This window comes from Staphylococcus sp. MZ3, assembly GCF_018622755.1.
Classification (GTDB): domain Bacteria; phylum Bacillota; class Bacilli; order Staphylococcales; family Staphylococcaceae; genus Staphylococcus; species Staphylococcus aureus.
Genome location: NZ_CP076026.1, coordinates 1,326,831 through 1,346,510 on the forward strand (window position 1 = coordinate 1,326,831; position 19,680 = coordinate 1,346,510).

General features: G+C 29.5%; 28 protein-coding genes and 1 pseudogene. 27 read left to right on the top strand and 2 right to left on the bottom strand.

Annotated features, from left to right (window positions below; genetic code table 11):
* Positions 1 to 79 precede the first annotated feature (79 nt).
* The 3 genes from KI230_RS06415 to hfq are packed head-to-tail and all read left to right on the top strand — an operon-like array spanning position 80 to position 2,195.
* Positions 80 to 994 (top strand): alpha/beta fold hydrolase, encoded by a 915-nt coding sequence (locus KI230_RS06415; protein WP_000136947.1) that lies wholly within the window; start codon positions 80 to 82, stop codon positions 992 to 994.
* A gap of 17 nt (positions 995 to 1,011) precedes the next feature.
* A complete protein-coding gene (gene miaA / locus KI230_RS06420; protein WP_001641463.1) occupies positions 1,012 to 1,947 on the top strand; it encodes a tRNA (adenosine(37)-N6)-dimethylallyltransferase MiaA in 936 nt (311 codons plus the stop codon).
* A 14-nt stretch (positions 1,948 to 1,961) separates the two neighbouring features.
* Positions 1,962 to 2,195, top strand: coding sequence for an RNA chaperone Hfq (hfq, locus tag KI230_RS06425; RefSeq protein ID WP_000561358.1), 234 nt, complete (start codon positions 1,962 to 1,964; stop codon positions 2,193 to 2,195).
* A gap of 221 nt (positions 2,196 to 2,416) precedes the next feature.
* On the opposite strand, the gene KI230_RS06430 is transcribed toward hfq, so the two are convergent.
* Positions 2,417 to 2,893 (bottom strand): glutathione peroxidase, encoded by a 477-nt coding sequence (locus tag KI230_RS06430; protein WP_000448085.1) that lies wholly within the window; start codon positions 2,891 to 2,893, stop codon positions 2,417 to 2,419.
* Positions 2,894 to 3,004: 111 nt separating this feature from the next.
* On the opposite strand from KI230_RS06430, the gene hflX reads away from it, so the two are divergent.
* From hflX to KI230_RS06535, 22 genes and pseudogenes are all read left to right on the top strand, one after another.
* Positions 3,005 to 4,243 (top strand): GTPase HflX, encoded by a 1,239-nt coding sequence (gene hflX / locus KI230_RS06435; RefSeq protein WP_000068588.1) that lies wholly within the window; start codon positions 3,005 to 3,007, stop codon positions 4,241 to 4,243.
* Between the two features lie 18 nt (positions 4,244 to 4,261).
* Complete coding sequence (locus KI230_RS06440; protein ID WP_000652047.1) at positions 4,262 to 5,500, top strand: methionine gamma-lyase family protein; 1,239 nt, start codon at positions 4,262 to 4,264, stop codon at positions 5,498 to 5,500.
* Between the two features lie 242 nt (positions 5,501 to 5,742).
* Positions 5,743 to 6,111, top strand: a complete 369-nt coding sequence (locus KI230_RS06445) for a MerR family transcriptional regulator (protein WP_000624945.1) — start codon at positions 5,743 to 5,745, stop codon at positions 6,109 to 6,111.
* Between the two features lie 18 nt (positions 6,112 to 6,129).
* Positions 6,130 to 7,470, top strand: a complete 1,341-nt coding sequence (gene glnA, locus KI230_RS06450) for a type I glutamate--ammonia ligase (protein WP_001126603.1) — start codon at positions 6,130 to 6,132, stop codon at positions 7,468 to 7,470.
* Positions 7,471 to 7,973: 503 nt separating this feature from the next.
* Entirely contained in the window at positions 7,974 to 8,171 is a 198-nt protein-coding gene (locus KI230_RS06455; protein WP_001788714.1) for a hypothetical protein, read from the top strand.
* A 689-nt stretch (positions 8,172 to 8,860) separates the two neighbouring features.
* Entirely contained in the window at positions 8,861 to 9,085 is a 225-nt protein-coding gene (locus KI230_RS06460; RefSeq protein WP_001789892.1) for a hypothetical protein, read from the top strand.
* A 293-nt stretch (positions 9,086 to 9,378) separates the two neighbouring features.
* The gene (locus KI230_RS06465; RefSeq protein ID WP_001002340.1) at positions 9,379 to 9,585 is read left to right on the top strand and encodes a hypothetical protein; all 207 of its coding nucleotides are present in this window, start codon (positions 9,379 to 9,381) and stop codon (positions 9,583 to 9,585) included.
* Between the two features lie 700 nt (positions 9,586 to 10,285).
* Positions 10,286 to 10,396 carry a hypothetical protein gene (locus KI230_RS06470; RefSeq protein WP_001788716.1) on the top strand — a complete coding sequence of 37 codons (111 nt, stop codon included), beginning with the start codon at positions 10,286 to 10,288 and terminating at the stop codon, positions 10,394 to 10,396.
* A gap of 427 nt (positions 10,397 to 10,823) precedes the next feature.
* Positions 10,824 to 11,009 (top strand): hypothetical protein, encoded by a 186-nt coding sequence (locus KI230_RS06475; protein ID WP_000006110.1) that lies wholly within the window; start codon positions 10,824 to 10,826, stop codon positions 11,007 to 11,009.
* Between the two features lie 510 nt (positions 11,010 to 11,519).
* Positions 11,520 to 11,624, top strand: a complete 105-nt coding sequence (locus tag KI230_RS06480) for a hypothetical protein (protein ID WP_000477492.1) — start codon at positions 11,520 to 11,522, stop codon at positions 11,622 to 11,624.
* A 128-nt stretch (positions 11,625 to 11,752) separates the two neighbouring features.
* Positions 11,753 to 12,004, top strand: a complete 252-nt coding sequence (locus KI230_RS06485; protein WP_000956747.1) for a hypothetical protein — start codon at positions 11,753 to 11,755, stop codon at positions 12,002 to 12,004.
* Positions 12,005 to 12,073: 69 nt separating this feature from the next.
* Positions 12,074 to 12,913, top strand: coding sequence for a minor capsid protein (locus KI230_RS06490; protein ID WP_072384902.1), 840 nt, complete (start codon positions 12,074 to 12,076; stop codon positions 12,911 to 12,913).
* Positions 12,914 to 12,918: 5 nt separating this feature from the next.
* Complete coding sequence (locus KI230_RS13830; protein ID WP_000273438.1) at positions 12,919 to 13,041, top strand: hypothetical protein; 123 nt, start codon at positions 12,919 to 12,921, stop codon at positions 13,039 to 13,041.
* Between the two features lie 64 nt (positions 13,042 to 13,105).
* Entirely contained in the window at positions 13,106 to 13,234 is a 129-nt protein-coding gene (locus KI230_RS06495; protein WP_031835011.1) for a hypothetical protein, read from the top strand.
* A complete protein-coding gene (locus KI230_RS06500) occupies positions 13,201 to 13,413 on the top strand; it encodes a hypothetical protein (protein WP_001566611.1) in 213 nt (70 codons plus the stop codon). The genes KI230_RS06495 and KI230_RS06500 overlap by 34 nt, the downstream gene beginning before the upstream one ends.
* 401 nt (positions 13,414 to 13,814) lie before the next feature.
* Positions 13,815 to 13,937, top strand: coding sequence for a hypothetical protein (locus tag KI230_RS13835; protein WP_000027399.1), 123 nt, complete (start codon positions 13,815 to 13,817; stop codon positions 13,935 to 13,937).
* Between the two features lie 70 nt (positions 13,938 to 14,007).
* Positions 14,008 to 14,654, top strand: a pseudogene (locus KI230_RS13765) (minor capsid protein); the annotation flags it as partial.
* Positions 14,655 to 14,664: 10 nt separating this feature from the next.
* Positions 14,665 to 14,859: a hypothetical protein gene (locus tag KI230_RS06520; protein ID WP_001217295.1), complete on the top strand. Its 195-nt coding sequence runs from the start codon at positions 14,665 to 14,667 to the stop codon at positions 14,857 to 14,859.
* Positions 14,860 to 15,011: 152 nt separating this feature from the next.
* Complete coding sequence (locus KI230_RS13840; protein WP_285801376.1) at positions 15,012 to 15,122, top strand: hypothetical protein; 111 nt, start codon at positions 15,012 to 15,014, stop codon at positions 15,120 to 15,122.
* A complete protein-coding gene (locus KI230_RS06525) occupies positions 15,119 to 15,313 on the top strand; it encodes an LSm family protein (RefSeq protein ID WP_000780596.1) in 195 nt (64 codons plus the stop codon). The genes KI230_RS13840 and KI230_RS06525 overlap by 4 nt, the downstream gene beginning before the upstream one ends.
* 102 nt (positions 15,314 to 15,415) lie before the next feature.
* Positions 15,416 to 15,769 (top strand): polymorphic toxin type 50 domain-containing protein, encoded by a 354-nt coding sequence (locus tag KI230_RS06530; protein ID WP_000572947.1) that lies wholly within the window; start codon positions 15,416 to 15,418, stop codon positions 15,767 to 15,769.
* A gap of 1 nt (position 15,770) precedes the next feature.
* Positions 15,771 to 15,968: a hypothetical protein gene (locus KI230_RS06535; RefSeq protein WP_000905625.1), complete on the top strand. Its 198-nt coding sequence runs from the start codon at positions 15,771 to 15,773 to the stop codon at positions 15,966 to 15,968.
* A gap of 544 nt (positions 15,969 to 16,512) precedes the next feature.
* On the opposite strand, the gene KI230_RS06540 is transcribed toward KI230_RS06535, so the two are convergent.
* Positions 16,513 to 17,538, bottom strand: coding sequence for a threonine aldolase family protein (locus tag KI230_RS06540; protein ID WP_000622704.1), 1,026 nt, complete (start codon positions 17,536 to 17,538; stop codon positions 16,513 to 16,515).
* A 269-nt stretch (positions 17,539 to 17,807) separates the two neighbouring features.
* Between KI230_RS06540 and KI230_RS06545 the strand changes: the two genes are divergently transcribed.
* Both KI230_RS06545 and cls read left to right on the top strand, forming a co-directional pair.
* On the top strand, positions 17,808 to 18,005 hold the full coding sequence (locus KI230_RS06545; RefSeq protein WP_000435070.1) for a hypothetical protein: 198 nt from the start codon (positions 17,808 to 17,810) through the stop codon (positions 18,003 to 18,005).
* A gap of 56 nt (positions 18,006 to 18,061) precedes the next feature.
* Positions 18,062 to 19,543, top strand: a complete 1,482-nt coding sequence (gene cls / locus KI230_RS06550) for a cardiolipin synthase (protein WP_214958350.1) — start codon at positions 18,062 to 18,064, stop codon at positions 19,541 to 19,543.
* The last annotated feature ends 137 nt before the right edge of the window (positions 19,544 to 19,680 follow it).

A 19,680-nucleotide genomic window follows, 5' to 3' on the forward strand; every position in this document is an offset into this window, starting at 1 on the left:
CAATTGAAACTATGCATCACTAAATGTATGATAATAATAAAAGCGAATATAAAAACGTTGTTATTAAAGGTGTGAGATGATGACTGAAAAACAATTTAAATTAACTGTACAAGATAATACGAATATTGAAGTTAAAGTGAATTTTACAGATGTAGATTCAAAAGGAATTATTCATATATTTCATGGTATGGCTGAACATATGGAACGTTACGATAAATTAGCACATGCACTTTCAAAGCATGGCTTCGATGTGATACGTCATAATCATCGAGGACATGGTATTAATATTGATGAATCAACAAGAGGGCATTACGATGATATGAAACGAGTTATCGGTGATGCCTTTGAAGTAGCGCAAACAGTGAGAGGCAATGTTGATAAACCATACATTATAATCGGACATTCAATGGGATCCGTTATAGCTAGATTGTTTGTAGAAACATATCCGCAATATGTTGATGGTCTAATTTTAAGTGGTACTGGTATGTATCCATTATGGAAAGGATTACCAACCGTTAAAGTGTTACAACTGATTACAAAAATTTATGGTGCTGAGAAACGAGTTGAATGGGTTAACCAGTTAGTATCAAATAGTTTTAATAAAAAAATACGTCCATTACGTACACAAAGTGATTGGATTTCTAGTAATCCAATTGAAGTAGATAACTTTATTAAAGATCCATATAGTGGATTTAATGTGTCAAATCAATTATTATATCAAACAGCCTATTATATGCTACATACATCACAATTAAAAAATATGAAAATGTTAAATCATGCCATGCCTATATTATTAGTTTCAGGATATGACGATCCTTTAGGTGATTATGGTAAAGGGATTTTAAAATTGGCGAATATATATAGAAAAGCTGGCATTAAAAATGTTAAAGTGAATCTTTATCATCATAAACGTCATGAAGTGTTATTTGAAAAAGATCATGACAAAATTTGGGAAGACTTGTTTAAATGGTTGAATCAATTTTATAAAAAATAAAGAAAGTGGAATTAAATATGAATAAAAATAAGCCTTTTATTGTAGTAATTGTGGGGCCAACTGCTTCAGGTAAAACAGAGCTTAGCATCGAACTCGCGAAGCGTATCAATGGTGAAATCATAAGCGGTGACTCTATGCAAGTCTACAAACATATGAATATTGGAACTGCAAAAGTAACACCTGAAGAAATGGATGGTATTCCACATCATTTAATTGATATCTTGAATCCTGATGATACATTTTCAGCATATGAATTCAAGCGATTAGCAGAAGATTTAATTACTGATATAACGAATAGAGGTAAAGTTCCAATCATAGCAGGTGGAACAGGCTTATATATTCAATCATTAATATATAATTATGAATTAGAAGATGAAACAGTTACACCTGCACAATTATCCATAGTTAAACAAAAGTTATCTGCATTAGAACATTTAGATAATCAGCAACTACACGATTATTTAGCTCAATTTGATGCGGTTTCTGCAGAAAATATTCACCCTAACAACCGCCAAAGAGTGTTGCGCGCTATTGAATATTATTTAAAAACAAAAAAACTTTTGAGTAATCGCAAGAAAGTGCAACAATTTACTGAAAATTATGATACATTATTATTAGGGATTGAAATGTCGCGTAAAACATTATATTCAAGAATAAATAAACGTGTTGATATTATGTTGGATCACGGATTATTTAGAGAAGTGCAACAACTTGTTGAACAAGGCTATGAATCTTGCCAAAGTATGCAAGCTATTGGATATAAAGAATTAATACCTGTGATTAACGGACAAATGATTTATGAAGATGCTGTCAATGATTTAAAGCAACATTCACGCCAATATGCAAAACGACAAATGACATGGTTCAAGAATAAAATGAGTGTTCATTGGTTAGATAAAGATAATATGTCACTTCAAATGATGTTAGATGAGATTACAACCCAGATTAAGTAAAAGGAGTCCGACAGATGATTGCAAACGAAAACATCCAAGACAAAGCACTAGAGAATTTTAAAGCAAACCAAACTGAAGTAACTGTATTCTTTCTAAACGGTTTCCAAATGAAAGGTGTTATTGAAGAATACGACAAGTATGTCGTAAGCTTAAATTCTCAAGGCAAACAACACTTGATTTACAAACATGCGATCAGCACTTATACAGTAGAAACTGAAGGTCAAGCATCTACTGAAAGTGAAGAATAAGTTGTAATCATATGGGCACGATTTAATGACTCGTGTACATAACGTTTGAAGTATGATAAATAGATATAGAAATAAAGTCATATGTGACATCAATTAAATGATGTTCAAATGACAAGATACAATAGAGGAATGTTTGTAATAAAAACGCTTCATATAAAGGTCGAGTCAATATATGATACGACTTTATATGAAGCGTTTTATTTGCTATGAGCTAGTATATTTTATAATAATTTTTCTATTTCTCTTTCGATTTGAACAGGTTTTTTTTGAGGTGCAAATCGTTTAACAACGTTACCTTCGCGATCCACTAAAAACTTAGTGAAATTCCATTTGATTTTCTCATTAAAGAATCCGTGTTGTGCCGCAGTCAAATATCTAAATAAAGGTAATTGATGTTCCCCTTTTACGTCTATTTTTTGATGCATAGGGAAGGTAACACCATAGTTTAATTTACAGTTTTGAGCTGCTTCTTCGCCTGATCCAGGTTCTTGACCACCAAATTGATTACAAGGGAAACCTAGAATTACAAACCCTTGATCTTTGTATTTCTCGTATAATGATTGTAAACCTTCAAATTGTGAAGTAAAGCCACATTCGCTAGCTGTATTGACAATCAGCATAACGTCACCCTTATATTCATCTAATTTGTAAGTAACACCTTTATTTGTTTCTACTACAAAATCATAAATTGTCTCCATTGAATCATCCTTTCGATTTACTTAAAATGTACCATAAAATCGTGTAATAGTCTTTACTAAAACTCTATGATAGAATACTTTGAGTAGGATTTTATTAAGGAGATGTATAACATGGCTCAGCAAAAAATTCATGATACTAAAAATAAACTAGAAAAAGCTGTCTTAGTCGGTGTACATGCTCAAGATGATAAGCAATTTAATTTTGAGTCTACAATGGAGGAATTATCATCTTTATCAGAGACTTGCCAACTTGAAGTGTTGGGTCAAATTACTCAAAACAGAGATCGTGTAGATCGCAAATATTATGTTGGTAAAGGTAAAATTGAAGAAATTCAAGCATTTATTGAGTTCAAAGATATTGATGTAGTCATCACAAATGATGAATTAACGACTGCACAATCCAAATCACTAAATGAAGCTTTAGGTGTAAAAATTATTGATAGAACTCAGTTGATTCTTGAAATATTTGCATTAAGAGCAAGAAGTAAAGAAGGTAAATTGCAAGTAGAGCTAGCACAACTTGATTATTTATTACCTAGATTGCAAGGCCATGGTAAAAGTCTTTCTCGTTTAGGTGGCGGTATTGGAACTAGAGGCCCTGGTGAAACGAAGTTAGAGATGGATCGCAGACATATTCGAACTCGTATGAATGAAATTAAACATCAATTGCGGACGGTAGAAGAACATCGCGAAAGATATCGAAATAAAAGAAATCAAAATCAGGTGTTTCAAGTAGCTTTAGTTGGTTATACAAATGCTGGTAAATCATCATGGTTTAATGTTTTAGCAAATGAAGAGACATATGAAAAAGATCAATTATTTGCAACGTTAGATCCTAAAACACGACAAATTCAAATAAATGATGGATTTAATTTAATTATTTCAGATACTGTTGGTTTTATACAGAAACTACCTACGACGTTAATTGCAGCTTTTAAATCAACTTTAGAAGAGGCTAAAGGTGCAGATTTATTAGTACATGTCGTAGATAGTAGCCATCCTGAATACCGTACGCAGTATGACACAGTTAATGATTTAATCAAACAATTAGATATGAGTCATATTTCTCAAATAGTTATTTTTAATAAAAAGGACTTATGTGATCATGCATCAAATCGTCCAGCAAGTGATTTGCCTAATGTTTTTGTTTCTTCTAAAAATGATGGTGATAAATTACTTGTTAAGACGTTATTTATTGATGAAATCAAAAGGCAATTAACTTATTATGATGAGACAATTGCGACGAATAATGCAGATCGATTATATTTTCTAAAACAACATACATTAGTGACTGAACTTAAATATGATGAAATTGAAAATGTTTATCGTATAAAAGGATTTAAAAAATAATAAAAGGACGAAATTCAAATGAAAGATATAAGTAAGATAGTAGCTGACGTCGAATCAACGTTAGCACCATATTTTAAAGAAATTGAAGAAACAGCATATATTAATCAAGAAAAAGTATTAAATGCATTTCATCATGTCAAAGCAACCGAAAGTGATCTACAAGGATCAACAGGATACGGGTATGATGACTTTGGACGTGATCATTTAGAAGAAATATATGCGCAGGCATTTAAAGCAGAAGATGCAATTGTTCGTCCGCAAATTATTTCAGGTACGCATGCGATTACTATTGCATTACAAAGTTTATTAAAACATGGTGATGAATTAATTTATATAACGGGTAGTCCATATGACACTTTACTTGAAGTCATTGGCGTAAACGGAAATGGTATTGAAAGTTTAATGGAGCACGGCGTATCGTATAAAGATATTGCACTTAAAGAAGGTAAGATCGATATTGAAAGTGTGTTAGATGGGGTTTCTGAGCGCACCAAAGTAATAGCGATTCAACGTTCGAAAGGCTATGATCAAAGACCTTCAATTCCGCTAGATGAAATTGAAAAGGTAATTACTAGGTTGAAAAACGTGCATCCTAATATTTTAATATTTGTGGATAACTGTTATGGGGAATTTGTTGAAAGACGTGAACCTATAGAATGTGGTGCCGATTTAATAGCAGGATCATTAATTAAAAACCCTGGCGGTGGTTTAGCTAAGATTGGTGGATACATTGCTGGTAGAAAAGATTTAATTGAACGATGTGGTTATAGATTGACAGCACCTGGTATTGGTAAAGAAGCGGGTGCATCATTAAATGCATTGCTTGAAATGTATCAAGGTTTCTTTTTAGCACCACACGTTGTCAGTCAGAGTCTTAAAGGTGCATTGTTTACTAGTTTATTTTTAGAAAAAATGAATATGAACACAACGCCGAAGTACTACGAAAAACGAACTGATTTAATTCAAACAGTTAAATTTGAAACGAAAGAACAAATGATTTCATTTTGTCAAAGTATTCAACACGCATCCCCAATTAATGCACATTTTAGTCCAGAACCTAGTTATATGCCTGGTTACGAAGATGATGTTATTATGGCAGCTGGTACGTTTATTCAAGGTTCATCGATTGAATTATCTGCAGATGGACCTATTCGTCCTCCTTATGAAGCATATGTTCAAGGAGGATTAACATATGAACACGTTAAAATTGCTGTGACAAGAGCTGTTAATCAGTTGAAAGAACAAGGACTTATATAATAGATTAAATTTCACCCTAAATGATAATGTGTTTTGGGTGAAATTTTTTGCGGAGATTTATCAGATTATTTTTAAAAATTGAAAAAATATTTTAGCTGTAGATTGTTTTATGTCGTTTTAGAAGTCGAAATCGCAGTTATATCAATGTTTTAAGCTTTATGTTAGAAAACCTGACATATTTTTGAAATCCTAAAAAAATTATGATAAGTTATTAACAAGTTCAAAAGTAGAGGAGAGGAACAATGATATCGAATGATGCAATCAGACGAAATATGGCTGTCTTCTCTATGAGTGTAGTAAGTAAGTTAACGGATTTAACGCCAAGGCAAATACGTTACTATGAAACACATGAACTCATCAAACCTGAAAGAACAGAAGGTCAAAAACGTCTGTTCTCACTCAATGATTTGGAAAGATTACTAGAAATTAAATCATTATTAGAAAAAGGATTTAATATCAAAGGGATTAAACAAATCATTTATGACTCACAAGAGCATTTAACAACAGATGAACAAGAGATAAGAAAAAAGATGATTGTAGATGCCACGCAAAAGCCTATTGGAGAAACTTTGCCAATAAATCGTGGTGATTTATCCCGATTTATTAAATAAAATTTGGAGGATTTTAAAATGCCAAAACGTACTTTCACTAAAGACGACATTCGTAAATTTGCAGAAGAGGAAAATGTAAGATATTTAAGATTACAATTCACTGATATTTTAGGAACAATTAAAAATGTTGAAGTGCCTGTAAGCCAATTAGAAAAAGTACTTGATAACGAAATGATGTTTGACGGTTCTTCTATCGAAGGTTTCGTACGTATCGAAGAATCAGATATGTACTTACATCCAGATTTAGATACTTGGGTAATCTTCCCATGGACTGCTGGACAAGGTAAAGTTGCACGTTTAATTTGTGATGTATATAAAACAGATGGAACACCATTTGAAGGGGATCCTCGTGCAAACTTAAAACGTGTATTAAAAGAAATGGAAGATTTAGGCTTCACAGACTTTAACCTAGGGCCTGAACCAGAATTCTTCTTGTTTAAGTTGGATGAAAAAGGGGAACCAACTTTAGAACTTAATGATGATGGTGGATATTTCGATTTAGCACCTACAGATTTAGGTGAAAACTGTCGTCGTGATATTGTTTTAGAATTAGAGGATATGGGCTTCGATATTGAAGCTAGTCACCATGAAGTTGCCCCTGGTCAACATGAAATTGACTTTAAATATGCAGATGCTGTTACAGCATGTGATAATATCCAAACATTTAAATTGGTTGTTAAAACAATCGCACGTAAACATAATTTACACGCAACATTTATGCCTAAACCATTATTCGGTGTGAATGGTAGCGGTATGCACTTTAACGTTTCATTATTCAAAGGTAAAGAAAATGCATTCTTTGATCCAAATACTGAAATGGGCTTAACGGAAACTGCATATCAATTTACAGCAGGTGTGCTTAAAAATGCACGCGGATTTACTGCTGTATGTAACCCGTTAGTAAACTCATATAAACGTTTAGTACCTGGTTATGAAGCACCATGTTATATTGCATGGAGTGGTAAAAACCGTTCACCATTAATCCGTGTACCATCTTCAAGAGGATTATCTACTCGTATCGAAGTACGTTCAGTAGATCCAGCTGCAAACCCATACATGGCGTTAGCTGCAATCTTAGAAGCTGGACTAGATGGTATTAAAAATAAATTAAAAGTTCCAGAACCAGTTAACCAAAATATTTACGAAATGAACCGTGAAGAACGTGAAGCAGTAGGCATTCAAGACTTACCTTCAACACTTTATACTGCATTAAAAGCAATGCGTGAAAATGAAGTTATTAAAAAAGCTTTAGGAAATCATATCTATAATCAATTTATTAATTCAAAATCAATTGAATGGGATTACTACAGAACTCAAGTATCTGAATGGGAAAGAGATCAGTACATGAAGCAATATTAATACGCTAAACAATGATGGGAAATCAGTAATATCAAGGGCTAGAGCGTTTTGCTTTAGCTCTTTTTTGATTTGGAAAGATGGGATTTCACTTGACCACTTTTGTTAAAAAATGGATTTGGTCAAGTTTTGGGCAACTTTTGGTCAAGTAAATGTTTTGTGTATTTATTTTTTTAAAGCTGGGGAAGACCATTTTATATTTTAGTTCACATGAATTTTAATATATTTGGAGGTGATGAGATGAGGCGATAAAAGAACGTCGCGAAAACGTTGAGTATTACTTGAAAATAGCCATATTCATATTACTTCTCATCGAATTCATTTGCAGAACGTTCTAAGGTAAGACCCCGAAAAGAGGGACCTTACTACTCATTATTAAGGGGGTAATACTATATGAAAAGAGAAACAAAACAAAAAATATCTTTTTGTTTATCGATCGGTATTTTCATTTTAGTTATACTACTATTGATATTCTAAAAAATTAAAAATTTCGCCTCATCTAATTTATGAATTGCTATGATGAAATATTCAATACAATCAAAGAATTGATAGAAAACAAAGAGATATCGAGTTATCAAATTAATAAAGATACTGGGATAAGTTACGGTAATATTAATGCTATGCGCCGTGGAGAAAGAAGAATAGAAAATTTAAGCTTAAAGAATGCAAAGATCTTATATGAATATGCGAAAAAGGTATTGTAATATAAGCATTGAGTTCAATAGGCATACAATAACTGCCCAAACTAGTGACTGAGTGGGTGTTTTTATAGTATTAAAAGTTTTCTAAAAGTGAAAGAAATCATGTTTAGTGATTTACTTATGTTTTTTAAAATAGTATAATAATTTTATATAAAATATAGAACTTCAGTATACCTTTTGAGTATATATGGAGTTCTTTCTTTTTTACAAGATGTATATGTATAAATGGAAATGTTTATTACATTACATAAAAACCTTTAGGTGCTCTTAGATGGATGTTAATCATAAAACAAAGTGATTTTGAAAAATATAGGTTATTATAATTTACAATTGCAAATTATAAATCTTGACATTGGATATGGGAACTCAAACATATCACTTACACCAATTTGTGGAATGTTAAATAACTATAAAGAGGATAGGAGAAAAAATGATAAGAATGGTTAAAGAAAAAGAACGAATAGCAAAATTAAATTTCGAATAGCTGTGACGAGCTTAATAATTCAAGTACTTAATTTTATCAAATCGTTCTTTTAAAAAGGTAAAGGGCAAAAGACCTTTACCACATTAAATAGGGAGGTGGTATTTATGACAAGAGAATTAAGGAAAAAATTAACTCTCTATCTTAACATTGCAACTTTAATATTATTTATTATTAATTTAACTAGAAAAAAATAAATTATTCTTTCATTTTGACAAAAATTATGAACCAGTTTAAAGAAATTTATAATACAATAGAAAAATTACTAAATGATAAATCAATATCTAATTATAGAATTAATCAAGACACTGATGTTTCTTATGGTGGTATAAGTGAATTAAGAAGCGGGAAAAGAAAAGTGAATAATTTAACTTTAGAAACAGCGGAAAAACTCTATAATTACCAAAAACAATTAGAAATAATGATTGAAGATTAAAATAAGGCCATATTTTTGAAATATCATGGAGTGAGCCTTTTAAGTCATCTAATTTTAAAGTATATTAAATATGGATAACTTAATGTGAATATAAATAAAAAATTATCAAATAATATAATATAGAATAGATGGAGACAAGAAATTTTATCAATATATAAAAAAAACGCCAATACTATTAGGTATTAGTTTATGAATTAACTAGTTTGGCAACTACAAAGAAACAATGTATTGCTAAACGTAGTTACTGCATTAGGATTATTATAATTATAAATAGAAAGAGAGTGTGATTAATAATGAATGAGATTGAAACTATTATAAGTGAAATAGAAAAGTTATTAACTAACAATACACCATATAGTATTTCAAAAAACTCAGGTGTACCACGTCAAACAGTTACTGATTTAAAGGTAGGTAAAACTAAAATAAAAGAAGCTAAATTTAAAACGATAATCAAGTTATATGAATATCAAAGAACATTAGAAAATAAAACAGAATGTTAACAAAAATATTTTGTTAGGTTAGGTGGACAAGAAATTAAATTTCTAATGATTTCATGGTTGTCTGTCCACGTTTTGTCCACCTCAATAAGATAATCTCTTAGTTTTAGAAATTGTACATGGTTAAATAATCAAAAATGCATATTATGAAATTATCATTGCCATTAAATCTTGAATGATCTTTAAGCGATGATATAAAAGGCTGAACACAGTAAATAAGTTAACTTTAATGCAGTATTCTATACTATACATATTTTGTAATAATGTTTATGCACATAATTTTTCATTGACAATTTTTTATATTAAATTGTGTAATTGGCATATATGATGATTTGTGATAATTATATTGTAATATAGCATTTGGTTTTATGATTCTAAAATTAATAGATTTGAAAAGTATACTTTATTTCATGAAAGTTTTTGGTACATTTATTTGAAAATGTTTTTATTACAAAGTTACATGGCTAAATGTTTCTTAACAAAATTAATTTTTCGAGTGTAAAGAATCGTGTGGTAAACATAATTTATATAGATTATAAGGAGGTGAAAATGGTCGAGGAAGTTAAAACGATAAAATAGTTTGAATGTTTTGATTTCAATTCTGATAGGACTATTGAATTTGCAAACTAATAAGAATGTGAGATTTGATTTAATACGAAGTCATATTCTTTGAATAAAATATTACTTTCTCACCATTAGTAAAATGAAGATGACTATTAAAGTGCGAAAAACAAATAAAAAAGAGAAAATAGAATTTTTAATAGGGACGTTTATAATTATTTTAGTAATATTAGGGTTCAAAATTATGAAATAAATGTATAGTATTTGAGAAGTCTATATGACTCCGGAAAAATTAAATTCTAAAGATATCTCAATATCTCAAATTTAATAGACTACTGGAGTTAGTAGTTTGAATATTGAAAGACACTAATCTAATAAAAATACATAAAAGGTTAAACTTTAGAAGTGGCTGTAAACTTCAATGAATACTAAACATTGAAGTTTTGTAAAAGGCGTAAGGTATACAAGACAAATCGTTTATCTTTGACAAAGTAATTGATGATGAAAAGTCGTTAATATGTAGAAACAAAAATTGAAAATATAAAATTTAACTATTATGAAGTGATGATAGCCATTAATGAATAGAAAAATAATAAAATCATTTATAGATAAAAAATACGTTAAGTTCACAGAATTTCGAAAAAAAGCAGAAAACATTGTACAGATATGGAGATGAAAAAATGTCAGAATACAAGAAAAAGATAATTGAATTAATTGAAAGTAATTTAACAGGATATGAAATTTCTAAAAAAACTGGAGTTTCTCAATATGTACTTTCACAATTAAGACAGGGCAAACGCGAAGTAGATAATCTAACCCTAAATACAACAGAAAAATTATATGAATATGCCAATAAAGTTTTGTAATATAACTACTGTATAAATTAATCAAGCTATGTTTATTTGATTTAACTATTAATAAAAATCATATGGTAAATGGATATTATAATGATTAAAATACAAAAATAGTAGATTCCAATTTGTGAAAAAGGAGTATGTCGTTTCATTTAGAATTTATTGCACTAAATTAGCATCGAATAAGGGAAAATGAGTGTTAAGTTTTAAATGATAAAATAGATTGGAATGGATCGTCTTGAAATGCTCCCTTCAAAGTTTTCATTTTTTCAATGTCTACTTCGAAGGGGCATTTCCATTATATTGTTATAGCTTTTTATATTTGTATAATGAACATATAAGTTTAAGAAGATGAGAGTGAAGGAAATAAAAAAGCTCAAATGTACCAAATTGTTAATCTTAATAAATCTCTACTTTATAAAGATTGAATGGACATTCGAGCGTTAATCAGTCAGGAGGGAATTTCACTCCTACAATTTAATAATAATACTTGCTTCACCACTGTACAAGGAGTGATTTGTTATGTTCAAAGTGAATTATTCGATTTTAAGTTATTATCCAGAATATAATATCGCAGTAAGTTGGCAACGTTTAAGAGAAGGAAAAACAATAAAAAACAAGATTTAATACTGCTGCGTCATGAGGCGCTTGAACATTATTTGATGAATAAGTATAATTTCAACTATGATTATGCACATAAAATTGTATCAAAAAAATACGATTATTCAATTTTTATAAAAAAGAAGGTGGATTAAATGCTTACATTAATAAAATTGAAAGAAGATGAACAGGTTATAATATATGAATATATACCTGAAGATGATATAAGTAACGGTAAAGGTTCAGTAACTTTTAATAAAAAAGATGCAGAGGTTATAGATTTCTCATTATCTGAAATAGAAAATGAAGAATATTTTATGTTATATCGTAATAAGTCTTTTTCTGTAGTAAGAGACTTTATCGAGAAGCAAGAATTTCCCGAAAATTATAAAATAGCATGGTATTAATGCATCCTTTCTAGACAGATAAAGAGAAAGTGGTGCTATTTTTATATGCTTTTTTAACTATTTACTGAAATAGCAGAATCACAAAAGTTAACATATTTAAAAGAACTTGGTGAAGATGGCGAATATAAATATGTTGCCAAAATAGATAGTAAAACGTCTAAACTATGTCATTCGCTCAACGGCAAAGTATTTAAAGTTAAAGATATGATACCAGGTGTGAATGCGCCACCTATGCATCCTTGGTGCAGAAGTACCACAGTGCCATATGTCGGCAATTGGCGAGACAAGTTCTTTAAAGAGCGTGAAGGTAAATATCAAGTAGAAGATGACACAACTAAAGATGAATTACAACAAGCTAAAGTATTAGGAAAGAAAATATATATTACTGATCAAGCAATTGATAAAGTCAGATATGTTGATATTCCAACACATACCAAAGAAGAAAATCAATTTATACAAGAACAACATAAAGCCTTGCTTAAAGATGCCAAAGAAAATAATGATAGCAATGAAGTAGCTTATTTATTAAAAGATGGTAAAGTTACAAAAGTATATGGTGATCAAGATAGTGTATCCTTTGTACCAGGGGAAAAAGCAACCGAATTATTATTTAACAGTAAACCGAATTCAATTGTTATGTTACATAACCATCCTGGGCAGTCTAGTTTTTCTCTTACAGACTTGTATTTATTTATATTTAATAATTCTATTAAAACACTGACAATTGTTACAAATAAAGGTCAAACAAAGTACTTAACTAAGACAAAAGAATATTGCAAATCAACTTGTATTGATTGTATTAAAAAATATAATAAAAATAAGAATATAAAAAAATTCAATCATAAGGATATTGATATGATTCTAAAGAGATTATATAATAGTGGTAACATAATATATAAAGTTAGGTGATTAAAATGTATTTTGCACAGTTAGATGGTGAAATAACTAATAAACAGTCACAAGAATTATTGGATAAAGAATACAAGAAAGCAATAGAATTAGAAAATAAGAATAAAGAACAAAAATTAGAAAAATAGCATCCTTTCTACACAGATAAAGAGAAAGTGGTGCTATTTTTATACACTTTTTTAACCTTCCAATGTGAAGGTTATTTTTTATTGTCCAAAACGTGCTGATGACATTTTAAAAGCAAGTATGGAATATCAGTCGACAGACTATAAACGGAGGTATGTCTCATGGAGAAAAATGAAAGTAATATTACTGACGTAACTCAGAACGAAGAGCAACTAGACAACAGTGATGAACAATCACAACAGAATGAGAAAACATTTTCTCAAGAAGAAGTATCACAATTGATTAAAGAGCGTATAGCTAGAGAACGCAAAAAATCAGATGAACGTATTAAAGATGCGGTTCAAGAAGCTGAGAAGTTAGCTAAAATGAAGTAGCTTATTTATTAAAAGGTGCTAAAGTTACAAAAGTATATGGTGATCAAGATAGTGTATCCTTTGTACCAGGGGAAAAAGCAACCGAATTATTATTTAACAGTAAACCGAATTCAATTGTTATGTTACATAACCATCCTGGACAATCAGGATTTTCATTGAATGGTTTAAAGATGTTTATTGGAAATAAATCTATCCAAACAACGACTATTGTTACTAACTATAGTGTAGTAAAACATATAAGTAAAACTTCATTATATAATCAGTCTCAAGTTTATAAAATTATGAAAGATATAAAACAATCTATAACTATGAGAAATAATGAAGCGATAGTTGATAATATTCTAAAGCAACTTTATAATAAAACATATATAAAACGAAAGGACAAATAGGAGTAATACATTATGTCAATTCAACAATTAGATGGTTACATTTCTATAGAAGATTTTTTTAAGCATATGGATGAATTATCGAAGAAAGAAGAATTAGAAAAAGAAATTAATCAATCAAAGTCTAAATATCAATAGCATCCTTTCTACACAGATAAAGAGAAAGTGGTGCTATTTTTATACGCTTTTTTAACTATTTACTGAAAATGCAGAATCACAAAAGTTAACATATTTAAAAGAACTTGGTGAAGATGGCGAATATAAATATGTTGCCAAAATAGATAGTAAAACATCTAAATTATGTCATTCACTTAACGGAAAAATATTTAAAGTTAAAGATATGATACCAGGTGTGAATGCTCCACCTATGCATCCTTGGTGTAGAAGTACCACAATGCCACATGTTGGCAATTGGCGGGACAAGTTCTTTAAAGAGCGTGAAGGTAAATATCAAGTAGAAGTAAAAGAAGCATAATTACAGGAAAAAGCTAAAAACCAGATGAAAGAAATGATTAAAAATGGTAAAATAAAAATAGAAATAAATTGCGGAAAATAAAATAGATATATATTAGGTCATCACCTATATAATGAAAATAAAAAAAGAGCCATTTTAAATAAAAAGAAATTGCCTAGCTATACAATACTTTCTATAGATTTATTGTGTGAATTGTTAAGAGAAAAATGTCAACAGGCAATCTAATATTAAGTGATGAGCGATTTGATTTGAAAGAGATTATTAATTTTAATCAAATTATTGGAAAAATACATATCGAAAATGTGTATATTGAAACCATAAAGGGAAAAGTGCATTATTCGAAGACAGGTGCTCATATAGTACCTTATATTGATAAGTAGGTGAAAAGTATTGAGAATTGAAGATGCATATCGTAAAGATGTTATTATTACGCTTTTGAATAATGAAGAATACGAAGGGTTTGTAACTGACTATGAAAATGAATTCGAGAGCGAAACAGGAAATCTTGTTGTAGATATACAGACTGATTTTGCTGTTTATTCGTTTGATGAAACTGAGATAAAAAGTATTAGATTATTAAAATAATTACAAAATAGCATCCTTTCTACACAGATAAAGAGAAGCTGGTTTTTTTTATACACTTTTTTAACTATTTACTATAATAGCAGAATCACAAAAGTTAACATATTTAAAAGAATTTGGTGGAGAATAGCGAATATAAATAAGTTGGAAAAATTATAGGGAAAGACTATATTGATGGAATGTTAATAATTACTCAATGGGACACAGTGCATTATTCAAAATCTGGGAGCCGCATAATCCCAAATGGAAAGGATGTTAAAGATTGAAATTATGGACTTACATTGGTAAAAAAGTATTGATCGAGTTAACTAATGGGCAAAAATTTATTGGAGAAGTTACAAATTATGACGATGAAATAGATAACGAAAGTGGAGAAGATTCTATACATTTAGATGACGGAATAGATTTATATGATTTTGATGAAAGCCAAATCAAATATATTGAAGTTTTAAAATAAGTATACTTTTGTAATAAACGATTGAGGTGCTATTTTACACCCAATTTTAACTATTTATTAAAATGTTATTCACTCAACGGAAAAATATTTAAAGTTAAAGAAATGATTGAAAGTGGTAAAATAAAAATAGAAATAAATCCTGAAAAACAGAATAGATATTTTTTAGGTCATAAATTATATTTAAAAAATAAAATTTATGCATTGCAGAATGATGAGAGGTTTCCTAGCTATACAATACTCTCTATAGAAGAATTAAATGATTTATTAAAGAAATGTTCAATGACTGGCAAAATATTAGTGGATAAATTTGGATTTAATCGTAAGGAAATAATTAATTTCGAAAAAACTATAGGAAAAGCTTATGCATGTGGAAAATATATTAATGCTGCATATGGTAAAATACATTATTCCAAAACTGGTTCTCATATAGTACCATTTGTAAGTAAGGAGAAGTAAAATGTTAATCAAAGATGTATATCGTAAAAATGTTATAGTTACACTAAAAAATGATGAAAAATTAAAAGGTTTTGTTATAGATTTTGAAAATCCGTTAGAAAGTGATTCTGGTAACTATTGCATGGATTTAGAAACAGATTTAGGTTTTTATTCTATTGATGAATCAGATATTAAAGACATACAAATAATTACAGAATAGCATCCTTTCTACACAGATAAAGAGAAAGCGGTGCTATTTTTGGGCTTTTATAACAACTAAGGATACAATACAGACACCTTCAACAATATCCTCATCTAAACCTATCGATTTCCTAAGCTAAATTTTAAACACAAAGTTTATTTGAAATGATGCACACCTATAAAAATCTTAATCATCGAAAAGTCACAAACATCTCCATATTAAAAACTTAAATAGTGCATTTCATTTAAACTAAACATAGATATTCTTACAAATATATACTTAGTAATTCGATTGTTAATACATCACTTTCAAAAAATAACTATAACCATCATAATACTTCTCAAATCTCGTCAAATTAAAGTAAATACAGCACAAATTAACATTTTTAAATATATAAAATAAAACAAGATACTCAATAATCTGTAGTACCTTGTTTTGGAATAATGTAATTTTATATCATCAACGGCTACAAATGAGCAGTTTCATATATAAATAAACACAACTACTCAACTGATCTTGATTAATTAATAAATGATTTGCCAGATGACATATAACAGCATTATTAGATTAATTCTAATAGTTTATTTAAATTTTCTTCGGTTGTCGCCCAGCTGGTTGCGAATCTAACAACACGATGTTGATCATCGTATTTTTCCCAAATAGCAAATTTAACTTTTTGTTCTAACTCTGCTATTTTTTCGTTACTTAAAATAAAAAATTGTTGATTGGTTGGAGAATCAAAGTAAAGACGATAGCCTTTATTTATAAACCCGTCTTTCATCTTATTTGCCATTTCGATAGCATGTCTGCTTATATTAAAATATAAATTGTCCGTAAATAATTCTAAAAATTGTATGCCTGTTAACCGTCCTTTTGCTAGAAGGGCACCGTGATGCTTGATTCGAGTGGTAAATTGTTTCGGTTCATTATTTTTCGTAAAAACAATGGCTTCCCCGCATAATGCACCTATCTTCGTACCACCTATATAAAATACATCACAATATTTAGCGATGTCTTTAATAGTCATATCTGATTGGTCACTCATCAATCCATACCCTAATCGTGCACCATCCATAAATAATGGAAGCTGATATTGCTTACATACTTTACATAACTCTTTCAATTCTGATTTAGAGTATAATGTGCCATATTCTGTAGGATGAGAAATATATACCATTCCTGGGAATACCATATGGTCCTTTTTAAAATCACTTTTAAATGTCTCCATGTAAGTTTCAACATCTGAAGCACTAACTTTTCCTTCCTTAGAGGGTATAGTAATTACTTTATGTCCACTATATTCAATTGCACCGCCCTCATGCACAGCAACATGACCAGTGTCTGCTGAAATAACCCCTTCGTAACTTTCTAACATTGAATTAATAACAACCTGATTGGTTTGCGTTCCACCTACTAAAAAACGGATAGTAGCATTTGGACAATCAATTGTATCTTTAATCTTTTCAATTGCCTGAGCTGTGAATTGATCAAAGCCATATCCCGAAGCTTGTACAAGATTTGTATCTACTAATCGTTTTAATACTTTTTCATGAGCACCTTCTAAATAATCATTTTCAAATGAGATCACTACATTTCCCCCTAAAACTAATATCAGCATTTTAATATGATAAACTAATTTCAAAACTAGTTCGATATTTAAAATGTATTGTGAATTGTTAAAGTTTGTATCGCATTATCGCGAAGTTGAATAAATATATTATACATCAAACAATACATTAAGAAAATTAATTAATTTTTAATCATAGCGACTTTTCATGCTGGAACACATGTATTAATGATTGAATTTTACTGTTAAAAGTTCTATGATTTAGGAAATAGAGAAAAGAGGGGATTTAAATGGAACAAATTAAACTTAAAACTTTTACAGCTGAGACTTTAGAATTATTAGAATCAAATATTAACGAATTTTTAGGTTCTGAAGAAGCTGCAAATTTGAAATTAGTAAATATTACAATAAAAGAAATTGAAGAAAGAACATTTCCAAATAATGAAGAAGAGTTTAATGCAATATTAACTCTATCTGTAAATAAATAATCTGGAACGAAAGGTACAAAAGTTTTTTGTGCCTTTCTTTATAGGAGAAATAAACTATGCAATTTTCATTTTCAAATGATTTAGGAACACTTTTTACCATTATTTTAGCAATTGCCTTTATCATTAATTTGGTACTTGCGTTTATTATTATTTTTTTAGAAAGAAATAGACGTACAGCCAGTTCGACATGGGCGTGGTTATTTGTACTTTTTGTCTTACCATTGATTGGTTTTATTCTTTACTTGTTTTTTGGTAGAACCGTTTCGGCACGCAAATTGAATAAAAACAATGGTAACGTGTTAACGGATTTCGATGGACTTTTAAAACAACAAATAGAAAGCTTTGATAAAGGTAATTATGGTACTGATAACAAACAAGTTCAAAAACATCATGATTTAGTACGTATGCTTTTGATGGATCAAGATGGTTTTTTAACTGAAAATAATAAAGTTGATCATTTCATTGAAGGAAATGATTTATATGATCAAGTTTTAAAAGATATTAAAAATGCAAAAGAATATATCCATTTAGAGTACTATACTTTCGCTTTAGATGGTTTAGGTAAAAGAATTTTACATGCTTTAGAAGAAAAATTGAAACAAGGTCTAGAAGTAAAAATATTATATGATGATGTTGGATCTAAAAATGTTAAGATGGCAAATTTTGATCATTTTAAATCGTTAGGTGGAGAAGTTGAAGCATTTTTTGCTTCAAAATTACCGTTATTGAATTTCAGAATGAATAATAGAAATCATAGAAAAATCATCGTAATCGATGGTCAACTAGGTTATGTCGGAGGATTTAACATTGGTGATGAATATCTAGGATTAGGAAAATTAGGATATTGGAGAGATACGCATTTACGTATACAAGGGGATGCGGTTGATGCACTGCAGTTGCGATTTATTTTAGACTGGAATTCGCAAGCGCACCGTCCACAATTTGAATATGATGTTAAGTATTTCCCTAAAAAGAACGGACCATTGGGCAATTCACCAATTCAAATAGCTGCAAGTGGCCCGGCTAGTGACTGGCATCAAATTGAATACGGTTATACAAAAATGATTATGAGTGCAAAGAAATCTGTATATTTACAATCACCATATTTCATTCCGGATAATTCATATATAAATGCCATTAAAATTGCTGCTAAATCAGGTGTAGATGTACATTTAATGATTCCATGTAAGCCAGATCATCCATTAGTATATTGGGCGACATATTCAAATGCTTCAGATTTACTATCTAGTGGCGTAAAAATTTACACGTATGAAAATGGATTTATACATTCTAAAATGTGTTTGATAGATGATGAAATGGTTTCAGTCGGAACAGCTAATATGGATTTTAGAAGTTTTGAATTGAATTTTGAAGTCAATGCTTTTGTATATGATGAAAAGCTTGCTAAAGATTTAAGGGTGGCTTATGAACATGATATTACAAAATCAAAACAACTTACTGAAGAATCATATGCCAATAGACCGCTGTCTGTTAAATTCAAAGAATCGTTAGCAAAATTAGTTTCGCCAATTTTATAATTTATTTGTAAGGAGTCTCGATTATAGAGGCTCTTTTTATTTTATCCAAAATTAAATAACGATAAATATGTTATGTAAATCTAATGATGACATTTGTCATTTCAAATCTATGACAAAGTATCCTATTTTAAATCAAA

Bases quoted from the DNA above. Each gene is read 5' to 3' on its own strand.
- KI230_RS06430 (WP_000448085.1), bottom strand. From the start codon at position 2,893: ATGGAGACAATTTATGATTTTGTAGTAGAAACAAATAAAGGTGTTACT.
- KI230_RS06465 (WP_001002340.1), top strand. From the start codon at position 9,379: ATGAATGAGATTGAAACTATTATAAGTGAAATAGAAAAGTTATTAACT.
- KI230_RS06445 (WP_000624945.1), top strand. From the start codon at position 5,743: ATGATATCGAATGATGCAATCAGACGAAATATGGCTGTCTTCTCTATG.
- KI230_RS06485 (WP_000956747.1), top strand. From the start codon at position 11,753: ATGCTTACATTAATAAAATTGAAAGAAGATGAACAGGTTATAATATAT.
- hfq (WP_000561358.1), top strand. From the start codon at position 1,962: ATGATTGCAAACGAAAACATCCAAGACAAAGCACTAGAGAATTTTAAA.
- hflX (WP_000068588.1), top strand. From the start codon at position 3,005: ATGGCTCAGCAAAAAATTCATGATACTAAAAATAAACTAGAAAAAGCT.
- KI230_RS13830 (WP_000273438.1), top strand. From the start codon at position 12,919: ATGTATTTTGCACAGTTAGATGGTGAAATAACTAATAAACAGTCACAA.
- KI230_RS06440 (WP_000652047.1), top strand. From the start codon at position 4,262: ATGAAAGATATAAGTAAGATAGTAGCTGACGTCGAATCAACGTTAGCA.
- KI230_RS06480 (WP_000477492.1), top strand. From the start codon at position 11,520: ATGTTCAAAGTGAATTATTCGATTTTAAGTTATTATCCAGAATATAAT.
- KI230_RS06475 (WP_000006110.1), top strand. From the start codon at position 10,824: ATGTCAGAATACAAGAAAAAGATAATTGAATTAATTGAAAGTAATTTA.
- miaA (WP_001641463.1), top strand. From the start codon at position 1,012: ATGAATAAAAATAAGCCTTTTATTGTAGTAATTGTGGGGCCAACTGCT.
- KI230_RS06470 (WP_001788716.1), top strand. From the start codon at position 10,286: ATGAAGATGACTATTAAAGTGCGAAAAACAAATAAAAAAGAGAAAATA.
- KI230_RS06535 (WP_000905625.1), top strand. From the start codon at position 15,771: ATGTTAATCAAAGATGTATATCGTAAAAATGTTATAGTTACACTAAAA.
- KI230_RS06415 (WP_000136947.1), top strand. From the start codon at position 80: ATGACTGAAAAACAATTTAAATTAACTGTACAAGATAATACGAATATT.
- cls (WP_214958350.1), top strand. From the start codon at position 18,062: ATGCAATTTTCATTTTCAAATGATTTAGGAACACTTTTTACCATTATT.
- KI230_RS06530 (WP_000572947.1), top strand. From the start codon at position 15,416: ATGATTGAAAGTGGTAAAATAAAAATAGAAATAAATCCTGAAAAACAG.
- KI230_RS06545 (WP_000435070.1), top strand. From the start codon at position 17,808: ATGGAACAAATTAAACTTAAAACTTTTACAGCTGAGACTTTAGAATTA.
- KI230_RS06455 (WP_001788714.1), top strand. From the start codon at position 7,974: ATGAATTGCTATGATGAAATATTCAATACAATCAAAGAATTGATAGAA.
- glnA (WP_001126603.1), top strand. From the start codon at position 6,130: ATGCCAAAACGTACTTTCACTAAAGACGACATTCGTAAATTTGCAGAA.
- KI230_RS06500 (WP_001566611.1), top strand. From the start codon at position 13,201: ATGGAGAAAAATGAAAGTAATATTACTGACGTAACTCAGAACGAAGAG.
- KI230_RS13835 (WP_000027399.1), top strand. From the start codon at position 13,815: ATGTCAATTCAACAATTAGATGGTTACATTTCTATAGAAGATTTTTTT.